The organism is Mycobacterium sp. SMC-21 (assembly GCF_045310825.1).
Taxonomy (GTDB): domain Bacteria; phylum Actinomycetota; class Actinomycetes; order Mycobacteriales; family Mycobacteriaceae; genus Mycobacterium.
On the sequence record NZ_JBJIAO010000021.1, the window covers coordinates 24,256 to 38,288 of the forward strand.

General features: G+C 67.4%; 11 protein-coding genes. 5 read left to right on the forward strand and 6 right to left on the reverse strand.

The window, feature by feature from the left end; translation table 11 throughout:
- Nucleotides 1-53: 53 nt before the first annotated feature.
- Nucleotides 54-2,069 carry an FAD-dependent oxidoreductase gene (locus ACJH6H_RS19280; RefSeq protein ID WP_406775586.1) on the reverse strand — a complete coding sequence of 672 codons (2,016 nt, stop codon included), beginning with the start codon at nt 2,067-2,069 and terminating at the stop codon, nt 54-56.
- Entirely contained in the window at nt 2,066-2,632 is a 567-nt protein-coding gene (locus tag ACJH6H_RS19285; RefSeq protein ID WP_406775587.1) for a PadR family transcriptional regulator, read from the reverse strand. The genes ACJH6H_RS19280 and ACJH6H_RS19285 overlap by 4 nt, the downstream gene beginning before the upstream one ends.
- Before the next feature lie 257 nt (nt 2,633-2,889).
- On the opposite strand from ACJH6H_RS19285, the gene fdxA reads away from it, so the two are divergent.
- Both fdxA and dapC read left to right on the forward strand, forming a co-directional pair.
- Nucleotides 2,890-3,210, forward strand: coding sequence for a ferredoxin (gene fdxA / locus ACJH6H_RS19290; RefSeq protein ID WP_029121628.1), 321 nt, complete (start codon nt 2,890-2,892; stop codon nt 3,208-3,210).
- Nucleotides 3,211-3,212: 2 nt separating this feature from the next.
- Nucleotides 3,213-4,316 carry a succinyldiaminopimelate transaminase gene (gene dapC / locus ACJH6H_RS19295; RefSeq protein ID WP_406775623.1) on the forward strand — a complete coding sequence of 368 codons (1,104 nt, stop codon included), beginning with the start codon at nt 3,213-3,215 and terminating at the stop codon, nt 4,314-4,316.
- Nucleotides 4,317-4,428: 112 nt separating this feature from the next.
- Here dapC and ACJH6H_RS19300 read toward each other — a convergent pair whose 3' ends face one another.
- Both ACJH6H_RS19300 and ACJH6H_RS19305 read right to left on the reverse strand, forming a co-directional pair.
- Entirely contained in the window at nt 4,429-5,721 is a 1,293-nt protein-coding gene (locus ACJH6H_RS19300; protein WP_406775588.1) for a hypothetical protein, read from the reverse strand.
- Nucleotides 5,711-6,835, reverse strand: coding sequence for a sulfotransferase family protein (locus ACJH6H_RS19305; RefSeq protein ID WP_406775624.1), 1,125 nt, complete (start codon nt 6,833-6,835; stop codon nt 5,711-5,713). Before ACJH6H_RS19305 ends, ACJH6H_RS19300 begins: the two co-directional genes overlap by 11 nt.
- Nucleotides 6,836-6,985: 150 nt before the next feature.
- Between ACJH6H_RS19305 and ACJH6H_RS19310 the strand changes: the two genes are divergently transcribed.
- Together ACJH6H_RS19310 and ACJH6H_RS19315 are read left to right on the forward strand one after the other, a co-directional pair.
- Nucleotides 6,986-8,026, forward strand: a complete 1,041-nt coding sequence (locus tag ACJH6H_RS19310) for a TIGR03617 family F420-dependent LLM class oxidoreductase (protein ID WP_406775589.1) — start codon at nt 6,986-6,988, stop codon at nt 8,024-8,026.
- Nucleotides 8,013-8,486: a MarR family winged helix-turn-helix transcriptional regulator gene (locus tag ACJH6H_RS19315; RefSeq protein ID WP_406775590.1), complete on the forward strand. Its 474-nt coding sequence runs from the start codon at nt 8,013-8,015 to the stop codon at nt 8,484-8,486. Before ACJH6H_RS19310 ends, ACJH6H_RS19315 begins: the two co-directional genes overlap by 14 nt.
- Nucleotides 8,487-8,491: 5 nt before the next feature.
- Here ACJH6H_RS19315 and ACJH6H_RS19320 read toward each other — a convergent pair whose 3' ends face one another.
- Nucleotides 8,492-9,418, reverse strand: a complete 927-nt coding sequence (locus ACJH6H_RS19320) for a LysR family transcriptional regulator (protein WP_406775591.1) — start codon at nt 9,416-9,418, stop codon at nt 8,492-8,494.
- A 69-nt stretch (nt 9,419-9,487) separates the two neighbouring features.
- On the opposite strand from ACJH6H_RS19320, the gene ACJH6H_RS19325 reads away from it, so the two are divergent.
- Complete coding sequence (locus ACJH6H_RS19325) at nt 9,488-12,943, forward strand: proline dehydrogenase family protein (protein ID WP_406775592.1); 3,456 nt, start codon at nt 9,488-9,490, stop codon at nt 12,941-12,943.
- Here the strand turns inward: ACJH6H_RS19325 and ACJH6H_RS19330 are convergent.
- Nucleotides 12,931-13,950, reverse strand: a complete 1,020-nt coding sequence (locus ACJH6H_RS19330) for an isopenicillin N synthase family dioxygenase (protein WP_406775593.1) — start codon at nt 13,948-13,950, stop codon at nt 12,931-12,933. The two genes, ACJH6H_RS19325 and ACJH6H_RS19330, sit on opposite strands and share 13 nt — an antisense overlap.
- Nucleotides 13,951-14,033: the final 83 nt, after the last annotated feature.

The window sequence follows — 14,033 nt, forward strand, 5'->3', positions numbered from 1 at the left end:
GAGCGCGGCAACGCCCACGCTCGACGTAGGGCCGTGGCCGGGACAGCGGCCGACTAGAGCTTGGCCGCCAACTCGGTGCCCTGGCGGATGGCGCGCTTGGCGTCGAGCTCGGCGGCCACCGCTGCACCGCCGATGACGTGTGGGGTGATCCCGTTGCGCCGCAGGCCTTCCTCGAGGTCACGCACCGACTCCTGGCCGGCGCAGATCACCACGTTGTCGACCTCGAGGATGCGGGCATCGGACCGGTCGGGGCCGAAGCTGATGTGCAGGCCGGCGTCATCGATCTTCTCGTAGTTCACGCCGGAAAGCTGCTGGACGCCTTTGGCTTTGACCGATGCCCGGTGCACCCAGCCCGTAGTTTTGCCGAGCCCGCGTCCCTGGGCGCCCTTGGTGCGCTGCAGCAGGTACACCTCGCGGGCCGGTGGCAGCGGGATCGGCGTGGCCAACCCGCCGCGGGAGTCGCCGCCGTCGGCGATGCCCCACTCGGCGCGCCATTCCTTGAGGTTCAAGGTGGGCGATTCGTCGACGGTGAGGAACTCGCTGACGTCGAAACCGATTCCGCCGGCGCCGATCACCGCCACGCGCTTGCCGACCGCTGCGCCCGTGAGGGCCTCCGCGTACGACAGCACCATCGGATGATCGATGCCCGGGATCGCAGGCATGCGCGGCGCGACGCCGGTGGCGAGCACGACGTCGTCGTAGCCGGACAGTTCGTCGGCCGACGCCCGGGTGTTCAGCCGGACATCCACGCGGTGCTTGGCCAGCATCGTGGTGTAGTAGCGGAGGGTCTCGTTGAACTCCTCTTTGCCGGGAATCCTTCGGGCCAAATCGAATTGGCCGCCGATGTGGTCGCCGGCCTCGAACAGTGTCACATCGTGGCCGCGCTCGGCGGCGGTGACGGCGGCGGCCAGGCCGGCGGGGCCGGCGCCGACGACTGCGACGCGCTTCGTCACCCGAGTCTTGCCCAGTACCAACGTGGTTTCGTGCCCGGCCCGCGGATTCAGCAGGCATGACACGGTCTTGTGCACGAACGCGTGGTCCAGGCAGGCCTGGTTGCAGGCGATGCAGGTGTTGATCTCGTCGGCGGCATCGCGCTGTGCCTTGCGGACCCAATCCGGGTCGCTCAGCAGCGGTCGCGCCATCGAGATCAGTTGCACCGCACCGTCGGCCAGGATCTGTTCGGCGGACTGGGGCATGTTGATCCGGTTGGACGCGACCACCGGGATGGTGACGTGTTGCGCCACCGCGTTGCTGATGTCCGCGAACGCGCTGTTGGGGACCGACGTGACGATGGTGGGTACGCGCGCTTCGTGCCAACCGATGCCGGTGTTGATGATCGTCGCCCCAGCGGCTTCGATTTCCGTTGCCAGCGTGAGGATTTCCTCCCACGTCTGGCCGTCCTCGACGTAGTCGGCCATCGACAGCCGGTAGCAGATGATGAAGTCGTGGCCGACGGCCTCGCGCGTGCGGCGGACGATCTCGACCGGGAAGCGGCGGCGCTTCTCGGGTGTGCCGCCCCAGGCGTCGGTGCGCTTGTTGGTGCGCGGCGCCAGGAACTGGTTCAGCAGATAGCCTTCGCTGCCCATGATCTCGACGCCGTCGTACCCGGCTTCGCGGGCCAGCAGCGCGCACCGCACGAAGTCATTGATGGTGCCCTCGACATCGCGCAGGGCCCGCGGCCGGAATGGGTTGATGGGGGCCTTGATCGACGACGCGCTGACCGAAAGCGGGTGGTACGCATAGCGTCCCGCGTGCAGTACCTGCAGCAGAATCTTGCCGCCTTCGGCGTGCACCGCGCCTGTGATCCGGCGGTGCCGGCGGGCGTCGCTCGACGACAGCATCTCGGCGGCGAACGGCAGCAGCCAGCCGGTGCGGTTGGGGGCGTAGCCGCCGGTGATGATCAGGCCGACACGGCCGCGGGCCCGCTCGGCGAAGTACTCGGCCAGCTTTCCGGTGTCGCGGGCGCGGTCTTCGAGGCCGGTGTGCATCGAGCCCATGATCACTCGATTGCGCAGCGTGGTGAAGCCAAGGTCCAACGGCGACAACAGGTTCGGATAGGGGTTGGTCATGGTGTTCCTTCTAGGGCGAACAGGATTTCGTCCAACCAGTCCACCGATCCCTGCTCGGCGCGGATACCGCCGCGCAGCACCAGGTATTGGTGCAGCGCGCTGGCGGTCAGTGCGGAGGGATCGGGGAACTGACGTTTTTCGTAGCCGCGATAGGTGTCGAGCAGCGCGGCGCGTTCGGCGCGCAGCGCGCGAATCTGCTCGCGCAGGGCGGCGGTGCTGTTCGCGGAGCCGTACGTCGCGCCGCGCAGCTTAACCGCGAGTTCGCGGGTGCGAGCGTCGGTCACGGAACTACCACGGCCGGTGAGCGGTTCGGCGATCCAGCGTTCGAGTTCGGCCCGGCCGGCGTCGGTCACCGAATAGACCTTCTTGTCCGGACGGCCGTGCTGCGCGACGACCTCGACACTGACCCAGCCTTCGGTGTCCATGGTGCGCAGCGTCTTGTAGATCTGCTGGTGAGTGGCGGCCCAGAAGTAGCCGATCGATCGGTCGAACCGGCTGGCCAGTTCGTAACCGGAACCGGCTTGTTCGCACAACGCCACGAGGATGGCGTGGGGGAGGGCCACGGCATGAGCGTAGGTGCTACCGACGGTCCTATGCAACAAATTGCAAAGCCAAAAATGACACGCGTAAAAAGCTGTGGTGGGAACTAGTCGGACGGTATGTGCAACGTCTAGTATCAGTAACCACGCGCCACCCTTCCCGGGCGGCGCGTAAAGTTAGGTAACACTGAGCCAGACGCTTCGGTACGGGCGCACCATACTGACGTCTGCTCGTTGTAATCCTGACGAGCCAGCAGCCCACTGGAACAGGAGAACTACCGGTGACGTACGTCATTGCCGAACCCTGCGTCGACGTCAAAGACAAGGCATGTATCGAAGAATGCCCGGTCGATTGCATCTACGAGGGTGCACGCATGCTGTACATCCACCCCGATGAGTGCGTGGACTGCGGCGCGTGCGAGCCCGTCTGCCCCGTCGAGGCCATCTACTACGAGGACGACGTCCCCGATCAGTGGAGCGGGTACACCCAGAACAATGCCGACTTCTTCGCCGAGCTCGGCTCGCCGGGTGGTGCGTCGAAGGTCGGCCAGACCGACAACGACCCGCAGGCGGTCAAGGATCTCGCGCCGCAGGGCGAGTGACCCTGTCCGCTAGAGCCAAGGTCTCGGCCGCATTGCCGGTGTTCCCCTGGGACACCCTGGCGGAGGCGACCGCGACCGCTCGTGCCCACCCGGACGGCATCGTCGATCTGTCCGTCGGCACGCCGGTGGATCCGGTCGCCGATGTCATCCGGGACGCGCTGGCCGCTGCCAGTGCCTCACCGGGTTACCCGACGACGGCCGGTACGCCGGCCGTGCGCGCGTCGGCGGTGGCTGCCCTGCAGCGCCGTTACGGCATCACCGGCCTGCCGGAGCAGGCGGTACTGCCCGTCATCGGCACCAAAGAGGTCATCGCCTGGCTGCCGACGCTGCTCGGTTTGGGAGCCGCCGACACCGTCGTGGTGCCCGAGCTGGCCTACCCGACGTACGACGTCGGCGCGCGGCTGGCCGGCGCACAGGTACTGCGGGCCGATTCGCTGACCCAGGTCGGGCCCCAGGTGCCCGCGCTGGTGTACCTCAACTCGCCCAGCAACCCGACCGGCAGGGTGCTGGGTGTCGACCACCTGCGCAAGGTTGTCGGCTGGGCGCGTGAGCGCGGCGTCGTCGTCGCGTCCGACGAGTGCTACCTCGGCCTGTCGTGGGATGCCCAGCCGTTGTCGGTGCTGCATCCCGACGTCTGCGACGGCGACCACACCGGTCTGCTGGCCGTGCACTCGCTGTCCAAGACCTCCTCGCTGGCCGGCTACCGCGCCGGTTTCGTCGCCGGCGACCCGGAACTTGTCGCGGAACTGCTGGCGGTGCGCAAGCACGCCGGGATGATCGTCCCGACGCCCGTGCAGTCCGCGATGGTCGCGGCCCTCGACGACGACGAACACGAACGCGTCCAGCGCGACCGGTACGCCAAGCGCCGCGACGCGCTGCTGGCGGCGGTCCGGGGCGCCGGCTTCACCGTCGAGCACTCCGAGGCCGGCCTCTACCTGTGGGCCACCCGCGGTGAGTCCGGACGCGCAACGGTCGCGTGGCTGGCCGAACGCGGCATCCTCGTCGCCCCCGGCGAGTTCTACGGCCCCGCGGGCGAGCAGTTCGTACGCATCGCACTCACCGCGACCGACGAGCGCATCGCCGCCGCGGTTTCCCGCTTGGCTTAGTTCTTCCGCGAGCAGACGCAAAGCTGTCCCTCTTCTCGAGAAGAGGGACAGCTTTGCGTCTGCTCGCAAGCGGGAGGTACCCCCATCTCGCGAGTGGGTGGTGACCCCGCGATCAGTACTGGCGGTAGCGCCGCTGGACGTGCTCCTGCCGGATTCTGATCTGCTCGCGACGTTCGTCGGCGCTGACGGTGCGGGTGGATTCGGGCAGATGCTTGCGCACCTCGTCGCGGCTGATCACCGTCACTGTCGCCGTCGGCAACTCCGCGGGCGGCGCGCTGTACGTCCACCGCACCGTGAGGAAGCCCTGCGAATGTCCCGCGGTGTCAAGCCAATTCGGCACCTGGGGATCGACACCGGTGATGACGTAGCGCAGCCGGCCGTCCAGGTCGGGTTCGGTCTGAAATCCGTTGAGGCTGCTGACGTGATTGGCGTAGTCGAGTGACTCACCCCAGAGGTTCGACAGGTGAAAACCCAGATATGCCGGTGGCACAGGGACATTGAGCTCGACCAGCAGTGCGTCGTCGGGTCCCAGATCGTAGGTACCGCCCGAGTAGACGTTGGTGCACTGGCCGCCGCCCGTCGCGAGGTTGGCGGGCATGGGTGCGTTGAGTGCGTTGCGGGGCATGAAGGTGATGCCGTCGCCGTTCTTGTCGCCGTGTGCTTCGAGGACGACGTCGTAGAACTCATTCCAGAACTTCATCTGATTCTCGACGAGTTCACCGGTGCGCCGTAGCCGGGCCGCCGTGGACGACGGTGTCAGCGCTGCCGGATGCGTGCCCTCGGCGCCGATCTGCGCGATGTGCAGATCGGGGCAGGTTTCGTGCTCCCAGTCATGAAAGAGCATGCGCGCGATGACATATCCGGCGGTGTTCCCGTCGGACGCCGTGGCGATGAAATTGCCGGTGTGGCCGGCCGGCCGCTCCGGGGCCAGCAGGATTTCGAACCGGCCGCCGTCGTCGACGAGAAGCGTTGCAGAGTCCAGCATCCCGGTGACGACGCGCCCACCCGGCCCCAGCTCGGCCAACGTGCCGGTATCGCCCGCATACACCGTGTGCGTCTCAAAGATGAGGTAGTGCGGTGCATTTGGTCCCAATGATCCGCGGATCAGGTAATTGTGGGCGCCGTCGATCGCCGCCGACAGGTACAGCGCGTCGGCGTTGTCGATGGTGGCTTTGTCGACGGGCTGGATGGTGCGGCGGAAATAGGGGAACGCGGGGTCTTCGTGGAAGGCGCGTTCGATGGCGCTGAACGCGAAACCCAGGAGATACCGGTAGCCTTCGGCGACCCCGAGGGATGACACGGGTGGTGCGTGCAGGTCGGGGGAGTCGACGGCATCGCGCGCGCGGTCCAGCGCGGCCATCATGTCGGTCCACGCCGCGCGCATCGTTTCGAGTTCAGCTGACATGAGCGTTGCTTTCTCCTTTGTCCTCTACCAGGGTGGCCCACTGGTATTCGTCAAACAGGCCGGCCAGTCGCCGGTGGATGTCGTTCGGATCGAGCCCGAACTCGGCCAGGCTGTACCGGTGCGTCGTCTCGTGGCCGGGCCGGCGTTCGGCAGCGGTGAAGGCCTGCTCGGCTTCCGCGCCGACGTCGAGGCCGAGGTCGGCGTAGACGCGGCGCATGGTGGCGGATGGCGCGCCGACGAGTTCGCGGTAGTCGACGACGCTGGCACGCACCTCGGGATGGCGCGCCAGCACTTCGAGCGGATGCAGGTAGGTGTCGACGGATTGGTCGGCCAGCACGCGCAGCGAGCCGGCGACCAGCTGGTCATCGCGCCCGCGCAGCGACCATTCGGTCTGCATCAGTTTCAGCAGGCTTGGTATGGTCTCGTACGGATTACGCATCGGCACAATGATTCTCGCGTCGGGGAAGGTCTCGATCAGGGTCTCCACGCGGCCGCAGAAGGTCGGGTTCTTGCTCAGGTGGGTGCCGCCGCCGTTCAGGGCGATCTGGCGCCGCACGCATTCCTTGTAGAACGCCATCATGCGGCGCCGCTTCGCCGCGGGCCAGCGGTCGACGTGATAGAAGTCCAACTCGCCCATGTAGGGGAACGCCACGATCCAGAATCCGGAACTCAGCGACCACGTCAGGAACGCGTCGTCCTCTTCGGGTACGAAGAAACCGGTCTTGTGGATGTCCTCGGTCGGCGCGAAAGCCCGCTCCTCGATCTCGTCGAGCCGGCGACGCAACCGCCCGCCGGTCGCCGCGTCGACACGAAACAACAAGCGCAGCAGCTTCTTCTCCAGTAGCGACGGGAAGAACAGCTCATACATCAGGGCGTAGCTGAACTGCGGGTCCTGCGCCATCAAGCGGTGCAGGTATGTCGTGCCGCTGCGCGCGTGCCCGATACAGAACGTGGGGGCGCGAACCTCGGTGCGGCGCAATGACGGAAACAGGAGCGGGTCGAGTGCGAAGCACAGCGCATGCAGGCCGGCCATCAGTGGTACCCCGGCGGCGAATCGCACGAAGGGCGCCCACCGGCGCTGCGAACGGACGTCACGGCGCAGCAGGCGCAGCATCGTGAAGTAGTTGGACCAGTCGAAGTAGAAACGCGACACGGGTGTTCCTCGAGCGTGGAGTCGGAATGGGACCGGCCACAACGTAAGTACCTTTAGTTGACTTTGTCAATCAATTGACAATGTCAACCAGGCTGGCTAGCGTCCTGGCGTATGCAGGTATTCGCCGCCATGTCGCCCGAGCTGCCGCTGACCCAGGTGCCGGCCTACGCACGCCGGATCGAGCGACTCGGCTTCGACGGCCTGCACATCGCCGAGACGACGCATGACTCACTGGCCGTGGCGCTACTGGCCGCCGAACACACCGAGCGGCTGACCATCCGCACGGCCGTCACGCTGGCTTTCGTCCGCAGCCCCATGCTCACGGCCTATGCGGCCTGGGACCTCCAGACGTTCTCGGGCGGGCGCTTCGAATTGGGCCTGGGCACGCAGATTCGGCAGAACATCGAAGACCGCTTCGGCATGCCCTGGAGCGAACCGCGGGCACGGATGGCCGAATACGTCGGCGCCCTCAAGGCGATCTTCGAAGCGTTCCGCACTGGCGAGTCCGTCCGCTACGAGGGTGACGCCTACCGCATCACCCGGCTCCAGCCGTACTTCAACCCGGGGCCGAATGACCTCGCGCCACCACGCATCTGGCTGGGCGCAGTCAACGGACGGATGTGTGAACTGGCCGGTGGGGTGGCGGACGGCGTCGTCACCCATTCCACCAATTCGGACCCGGACTACCTGAGAGACGTTGTCCGCCCGGCACTTCAGCATGGCGCCGAGGCGGCGGGCCGCACGGACCTGCCGGCGCTAGTGGCATCGACCGCGGTCGCCACCGGCAGCACCGACCTGCGGGTCGCGCAGGACCGCGAGCGCCAACGCCGGATGCTGGCCTTCCTGCTCTCGACACCCGCCTACGCGGCGACACTGAAACGAAAAGGCTGGCACGCCTTGGCCGACGACCTTCGCGCCCTCATCAAACAGCAACGGTGGGAAGACCTGACCACCGTCCTCGACGACGCCGTACTCGATCAGCTCGTGACGGCCGGGCGATACGATCAGCTGCCGAATCTGCTGCGTGCCAAGTACGACGGCATTGCGGACGGGGTGGTACTACCGCCGGTCGGTGCGGACGAGAACGAGGATCAACCCGTGCGGGCCTGCGTCCGGGACCTGCAGAACGGAGCGCGCCATGGCCTCGATTAGGGCGTCGAAACGCAAGATGGAATCGGTGGATTCGATCAGCGCCGCCCTCGCCCAGGTGGTGCGGTTGAGCTTGAGCCGTGCGGCCTTCAAGCGGCAGGCCGCCAGTGCCGACACCGAACTGTCGCAGCCGTCGTACGCGCTGCTGCGGGTCCTGATCGATGACGGGCCGCAGCCCGTGGGGCAGTTGGCGACCACCGCGCACATGGACGTCGGCATGACCACGCGGCGGGTGCAGGCCCTGGTCGACGCCGGGCACGTGACCCGGCACGCCGACGGCAATGACGGGCGCGTGTCCATCGTGCAGGTCACCGCGGCGGGGCAGCGGGCGGCCGACGCGCTGCAGGAAGTGCGTCGCGAACACCTGGCGCGTGCGCTGGCGGACTGGAGCGCCGACGATCTGCGTCAGCTCGACGTGCTGCTGAACAGGTTCGTCAACGACACCAAGGAAACCCCGATTTAGGGCGTTCAATCCACGTCGAGCTGCGCGGGCACGGCCGAAGCCAGCGCGGCCCGGCACGCCACGATGGCCGGCGTCTTGCTGATGGCGGTCCGCGTCGCCGTGAACACCACGCGCCGGCGCGGATCGACGTCGATGACGCGGACATCGGGACGGCGCCGGACGCGCATCAGGTCGGGCAGGATGGCGACGGCGTTGCCGTTCTCGATCAGGGCGATCTGGGCTTCGAGGTCGTCGGTCTCGAAGCGGACGTCGGGCTCGAAACCTGCTTTCCGACAGAGCTGTTCGGCCCAGTGCCGGGAAGCGGTGCCTTCGGGCTCCATCGTCCACGGCAGCTCGGCGGCATCTTCGACCGAGGAGATGTGGTCCCACGGATCTCCGCTCGGTGGGACGGCCAGCCGCAGCAGATCGGTGGTCAGCGGTGCCCGGTGCAGATCGGGGTACGCGCGCGCGGCGTGCCCCGGATACTCCTCGGCGATCACCAGATCGAACTCACGCAGCCAGGTCTCGTACAGCGCCTGCTCCGGCTCGCGCTGCGACATGGTCACGCGCAGCCGCGGATGGCGGGTCGCCAGCTCCGTCAACATCTGCGGCATGAAGGCCGAGGCCGCCGATTGGAAGACGGCCAGCCGAACGGTGCCGGACGCCTCGTCGCTCTGCACCGCGACATCGGAGGCGGCCTGCTCGAGCCGCGCCAAGATGACCGCGGTGTGTTCGACGAGCACCTCGGCGGCGGGCGTGAGCCGCAGCCGGCGCCCGACTTTCTCGAGCAACGGCACGCCGACTTCGCGTTCGAGCTGGCTCAGCGCCTGCGATATCGAGGACGGGCTTTGGTGCAGTGCCTCGGCGACCTCGGACAACGTGCCACGCAGGCTCAGCTCGTGCAGCAGACGCAGCCGTCGGGTGTCGAGCAGGTCAGCGCGCTGATGTTTCATTTCTGCTTAATCTTTTCTGTCAGAAATCATCGCTTTATTTTAAGTGTCTGACGAGCCCATGATGGGCAGATGACCCAGCTAGGCAGTGACGAAGATCTGCTGACCGATGTCGTGAGCCAGGTCCGGTCGTGGCTCGACGACGCCGCCCGCCTGCCTGTCGCCCCGGCCGGCAGACGGTTGGCCGACGTCCTGCGCGATCCACACGGCCTGGATTTCACCGTCGGCTTCGTCGACCGGGTGATCCGGCCCGAAGACCATCGGGTCGCGGCAGCCAACCTCCGCGCCCTCGCGCGCAACGCGCCCGCCTTCCTGCCGCTGCACGAACGGCTGTTGATCAAGCTCGGCGCCCTGGTGTCGGTGATCGCGCCCGGCCTGGTCATCCCGGTCGCCCGGAAGGCGTTGCGCCAGATGGTCGGTCACCTTCTCGTCGACGCGACCGATGCCCGTCTCGGACGATCCATCGCACGGATCCGCAATCGTGGCGTCGGACTCAACATCAACCTGCTCGGTGAGGCCGTGCTCGGCCAGGCCGAAGCGGCCCGACGGCTGCAGGGCACCGAACGCCTGCTCGCCCGCCCCGACGTCGACTACGTGTCGATCAAGGTCTCGGCCACCGTGCCGCCGCACTCGCCGTGGGCGTTCGACGAAGCCGTCGACCACATCGCGCAGAACCTGCTGCCGTTGTTCACGCAGGCGGCGACCGCGCCGACGAAGAAGTTCATCAACCTCGACATGGAGGAGTACCGCGACCTGGAGTTGACGATCGCGGTGTTCACCAAGCTGCTCGACCGGGCCGACCTGCTGGACCTCGAAGCCGGGATCGTGCTGCAGGCCTACCTGCCCGATGCGCTGAGCGCGATGATGCGCCTGCAGGACTGGGCTCGCGCGCGCCGCGAGCGGGGTGGCGCCGGCATCAAGGTCCGGTTGGTCAAGGGCGCCAACCTGCCCATGGAACACGTGGAGGCCTCGCTGCACGGCTGGCCCGTGGCGACGCTGCCGACCAAACGGGACACGGACACCAATTACAAGCGGGTGCTGGATTACGCACTGCGGCCCGAACACACGGCGAACGTGCGGATCGGTGTCGCGGGGCACAACCTCTTCGACATCGCGTACGCGTGGACGCTCGCGGGGCGTCGCGGCGTCCGGGACCGGGTGGAGTTCGAGATGCTGCTGGGGATGGCGGAGGCGCAGGCCGAAGCCGTCCGGCGCACCGTCGGCGGTCTTTTACTGTACGTACCGGTGGTGCACCCCAAGGACTTTGACGTCGCGATCGCCTACCTCGTGCGGCGGTTGGAGGAAGGTGCCAGCCAGGACAACTTCATGTCGGCGGTGTTCGAGCTGCACGACGACCAGTCGCTGTTCCAGCGCGAGAGGGACCGGTTCATCGCGTCGCTCGCGGATCTCGTGGGGGAGACTGTCATTCCGGTGCCCAACCGTCGTCAGGATCGCCGTACCGACGATCCGCGCGCGGCAATGTGCCCGGCCGGCCGGTTCGCGAATGTCGCCGACACCGATCCGGCGCTGCCCGGAAATCGGTTGTGGGGGCGGGCGATCACCGAGCGGATCGCCGCGTCGTCGACCGGCGTGGAGTTGGTGGCCGAGCACACCGTGACGAGCACGGCCGCGCTCGACGGGATCATCGCCGACGCCGTCGCCGCGGGTGCGACCTGGGCGGCGCGGACGGGTGCCGAGCGGGCGGCGGTCCTGCGGCGCGCGGCGGCCTCGTTGCAGGCAGCGCGGGCGGTGTTGCTGGAGGTGATGGCGTCCGAGTGCGGTAAGACGCTGGATCAAGGTGATCCGGAGGTTTCCGAGGCCATCGATTTCGCGAACTATTATGCGGCACAGGCGGAAAAACTCGATGCTGTCGACGGCGCCGTCGCGGTGCCTGCGGGATTGGTGGTGGTGACGCCGCCATGGAATTTCCCGGTGGCGATCCCCGCCGGATCGGTGCTGGCCGCGCTGGCCGCGGGCAGTCCCGTCATCATCAAACCCGCCACGCAGGCCAGGCGGTGTGGATCCGTTATGGCGCAAGCGCTTTGGGACGCCGGTGTGCCGCGCGACGTGCTGCGGTTGGTGCATCTCGACGAGGGCGATCTCGGCACCCGGTTGGTATCGGACCCGCGCGTCGCCCGGCTGATCCTCACCGGCGCGTTCGAGACCGCCGAACTGTTCCGCGGCTTCCGGCCCGACCTGCCGCTGCTGGCCGAGACCAGCGGCAAGAACTCCATCATCGTCACGCCGCATGCCGATCTCGATCTCGCGGTGAAAGACCTGGTGTACTCGGCCTTCGGGCATGCCGGACAGAAGTGTTCGGCAGCGTCGCTGGGCATTCTGGTCGGCTCGGTCGCGCGGTCCGCGCGGTTCCGCGACCAGCTCGTCGATGCCGTCACGTCGCTGAAGGTCGGCTACCCGTCGGACCCGACCGTTCAGGTGGGGCCCGTCATCGAACCCGCGCACGGCAAACTGCTGAAGGCGCTCACGCAGCTCGGACCGGGGGAGCAGTGGCTGGTGGAGCCCCGCCAACTCGATGACACCGGCCGGCTCTGGTCGCCGGGAGTGAAGACCGGGGTTCGGCGCGGCTCGGAGTTCCACCTCACCGAATACTTCGGACCGGTTCTGGGCCTCATCGCCGCCGCCGATCTCGACGAGGCGATCGCCATCCAGAATCAGGTCGACTACGGACTGACGGCAGGCCTCTTCAGTCTGGACCGCGAGGAGATCGAACGCTGGCTCGACCGGGTCGAGGCCGGCAACGCCTATGTGAACCGCTCAACCGTCGGCGCGATCGTGCAGCGTCAACCCTTCGGCGGCTGGAAGAAATCGGCGGTCGGGGCGGGCACGAAGGCGGGTGGGCCGAATTACCTTGTCGGGCTGAATGACTGGCGTTCCGCGCCCGCGACCCAGACTGCTCCGGTATCGCCGACCGTACGAGCGATCCTCGACGCCGCACAGACTTTCGCGCTGGATTCCGCGGAAATCGATTTCCTCGAACGGTCCTTCGGATCCGACGCACAGGCCTGGGCGACGGAGTTCGGCGTCGCGCGCGATGTCTCCGGCCTGATGGCGGAGAAGAACGTCTTCCGGTACCTGCCCGTCCCGGTCACGGTGCGCGCCGAGAATGCCGATCCGGCAGCCTTGTTGCGCGTGGTCGGCGCGGGCATCCTGGCCGGCTCCCGCGTGACCGTCTCCACCCCGGTTCCGCTCGCTCCGGCGATCGCCGGCACGCTGGCCACCGCCGGCGTCGTGTACCGGGTGGAGGATGCGGTGTCGTGGCGGAACACCCTGCGCGACAACGCACCTGGACGGGTTCGCCTGCTCGGCGGCAGCCGCGAACAGTTTGCGCGCGACAGTGCCGGCGCTGTCGGCACCGCGCTCTACGCGGGGCCGGTTGTCGAAGCCGGGCGCGTCGAGCTGCTGACCTTCCTGCACGAGCAGGCGATCGCCGTGACGGCGCACCGATTCGGTTCTCCGACGCCGTTGTCCGAGAACCTGTTCGGTGACGCCGTCACTCAGAGCGCGTAGGCGAGCTTGAACTTGTCGAGCAGATAGGGTCCCGACACCACCGGTGCGTAGCGCGGCGGATTGTCGGCCGTCGCGCACGTGGGGATGCACTCGATGACGGCGTCGAAGTTGGGCTGGTGGAAGAACGGCAGGCTGAACCGCTCTCCGCCCGCGCCGTTGCTCACCACGCGGTGCACGGTGCTGACCCAGCGGTCGTTGGTCCACCGGGCCAGCAGGTCGCCGATGTTGATGACGAACGATCCGGGGACGATGGGCACATCGATCCATTCACCTTGGTCACCCCGAACCTGTAGCCCGCGCTGAGATTCGTCCTGCAACAGGATCGTGAGATTGCCCCAGTCGCTGTGCTGACTCAGCCGGACTTCGCCGGCCGGCCGATCGTCGGCCGGGTAGTAGTTGGCCATCAGGTTGGAGTTGTGGCGGTCGATCGACGCGTCGAACCAGTCCTCGCGCAGGCCGAGGGCGAGCGCGAACAGCCGCGACAATTCGGTCGCCAGTAATTCCATTTCGGCGTAGTAGCGCTCGTAGGCCGCACGGAAGCCCGGAAGGTCGGGCCAGCGGTCGGCGACGGCCACCCGTTCGTCGGTCCAGCCGTCGCCGCCCAGGCCCTCCGGGTTGCCCAGCGGGAAGTGGACGAACTTCTCGACCCGGTCCGGCGCTTGGTGTTCGGCCGCGACGTCCGCGCCATCGTTGGTGGCCGCGAGCTTGCCCGCGCTGCTGAATCCACGGGCCAGTGGGTCGCCCGGAAGTGCTCGGACGCGGTCCTTTTCGGCCTGCGGTAGCGCGAAGAATTCGCGCAGGGCGCGGTTGACGTCGTTGATGGCCTTGTACGGCACGCCGTGCCCGACCAGGATCAGGAAGCCGCTCGTCTCGCAGCACCGGCCGATCGCATCGGCCACCGCCTGGCGGTGCGTCGGGTCGCCGGTGCGGGCGCTGCTGATGTCTATCACTGGGACGAAGCCGTCCTGCAGGACGACACGGTCGACGATCACTTCTTGTTGGGTCATGCTGTCGACGCTAGAACCTCAACCTAAGTTGAGATCAAGTGTGAAAATTCTTCTCGCGCAACACCGTCGGTCTGTGACGCCGA

Bases quoted from the DNA above. Each gene is read 5' to 3' on its own strand.
- ACJH6H_RS19325 (WP_406775592.1), top strand. From the start codon at position 9,488: ATGACCCAGCTAGGCAGTGACGAAGATCTGCTGACCGATGTCGTGAGC.
- ACJH6H_RS19315 (WP_406775590.1), top strand. From the start codon at position 8,013: ATGGCCTCGATTAGGGCGTCGAAACGCAAGATGGAATCGGTGGATTCG.
- ACJH6H_RS19280 (WP_406775586.1), bottom strand. From the start codon at position 2,069: ATGACCAACCCCTATCCGAACCTGTTGTCGCCGTTGGACCTTGGCTTC.
- ACJH6H_RS19300 (WP_406775588.1), bottom strand. From the start codon at position 5,721: ATGTCAGCTGAACTCGAAACGATGCGCGCGGCGTGGACCGACATGATG.
- ACJH6H_RS19330 (WP_406775593.1), bottom strand. From the start codon at position 13,950: ATGACCCAACAAGAAGTGATCGTCGACCGTGTCGTCCTGCAGGACGGC.
- ACJH6H_RS19305 (WP_406775624.1), bottom strand. From the start codon at position 6,835: ATGCTGCGCCTGCTGCGCCGTGACGTCCGTTCGCAGCGCCGGTGGGCG.
- ACJH6H_RS19320 (WP_406775591.1), bottom strand. From the start codon at position 9,418: ATGAAACATCAGCGCGCTGACCTGCTCGACACCCGACGGCTGCGTCTG.
- ACJH6H_RS19310 (WP_406775589.1), top strand. From the start codon at position 6,986: ATGCAGGTATTCGCCGCCATGTCGCCCGAGCTGCCGCTGACCCAGGTG.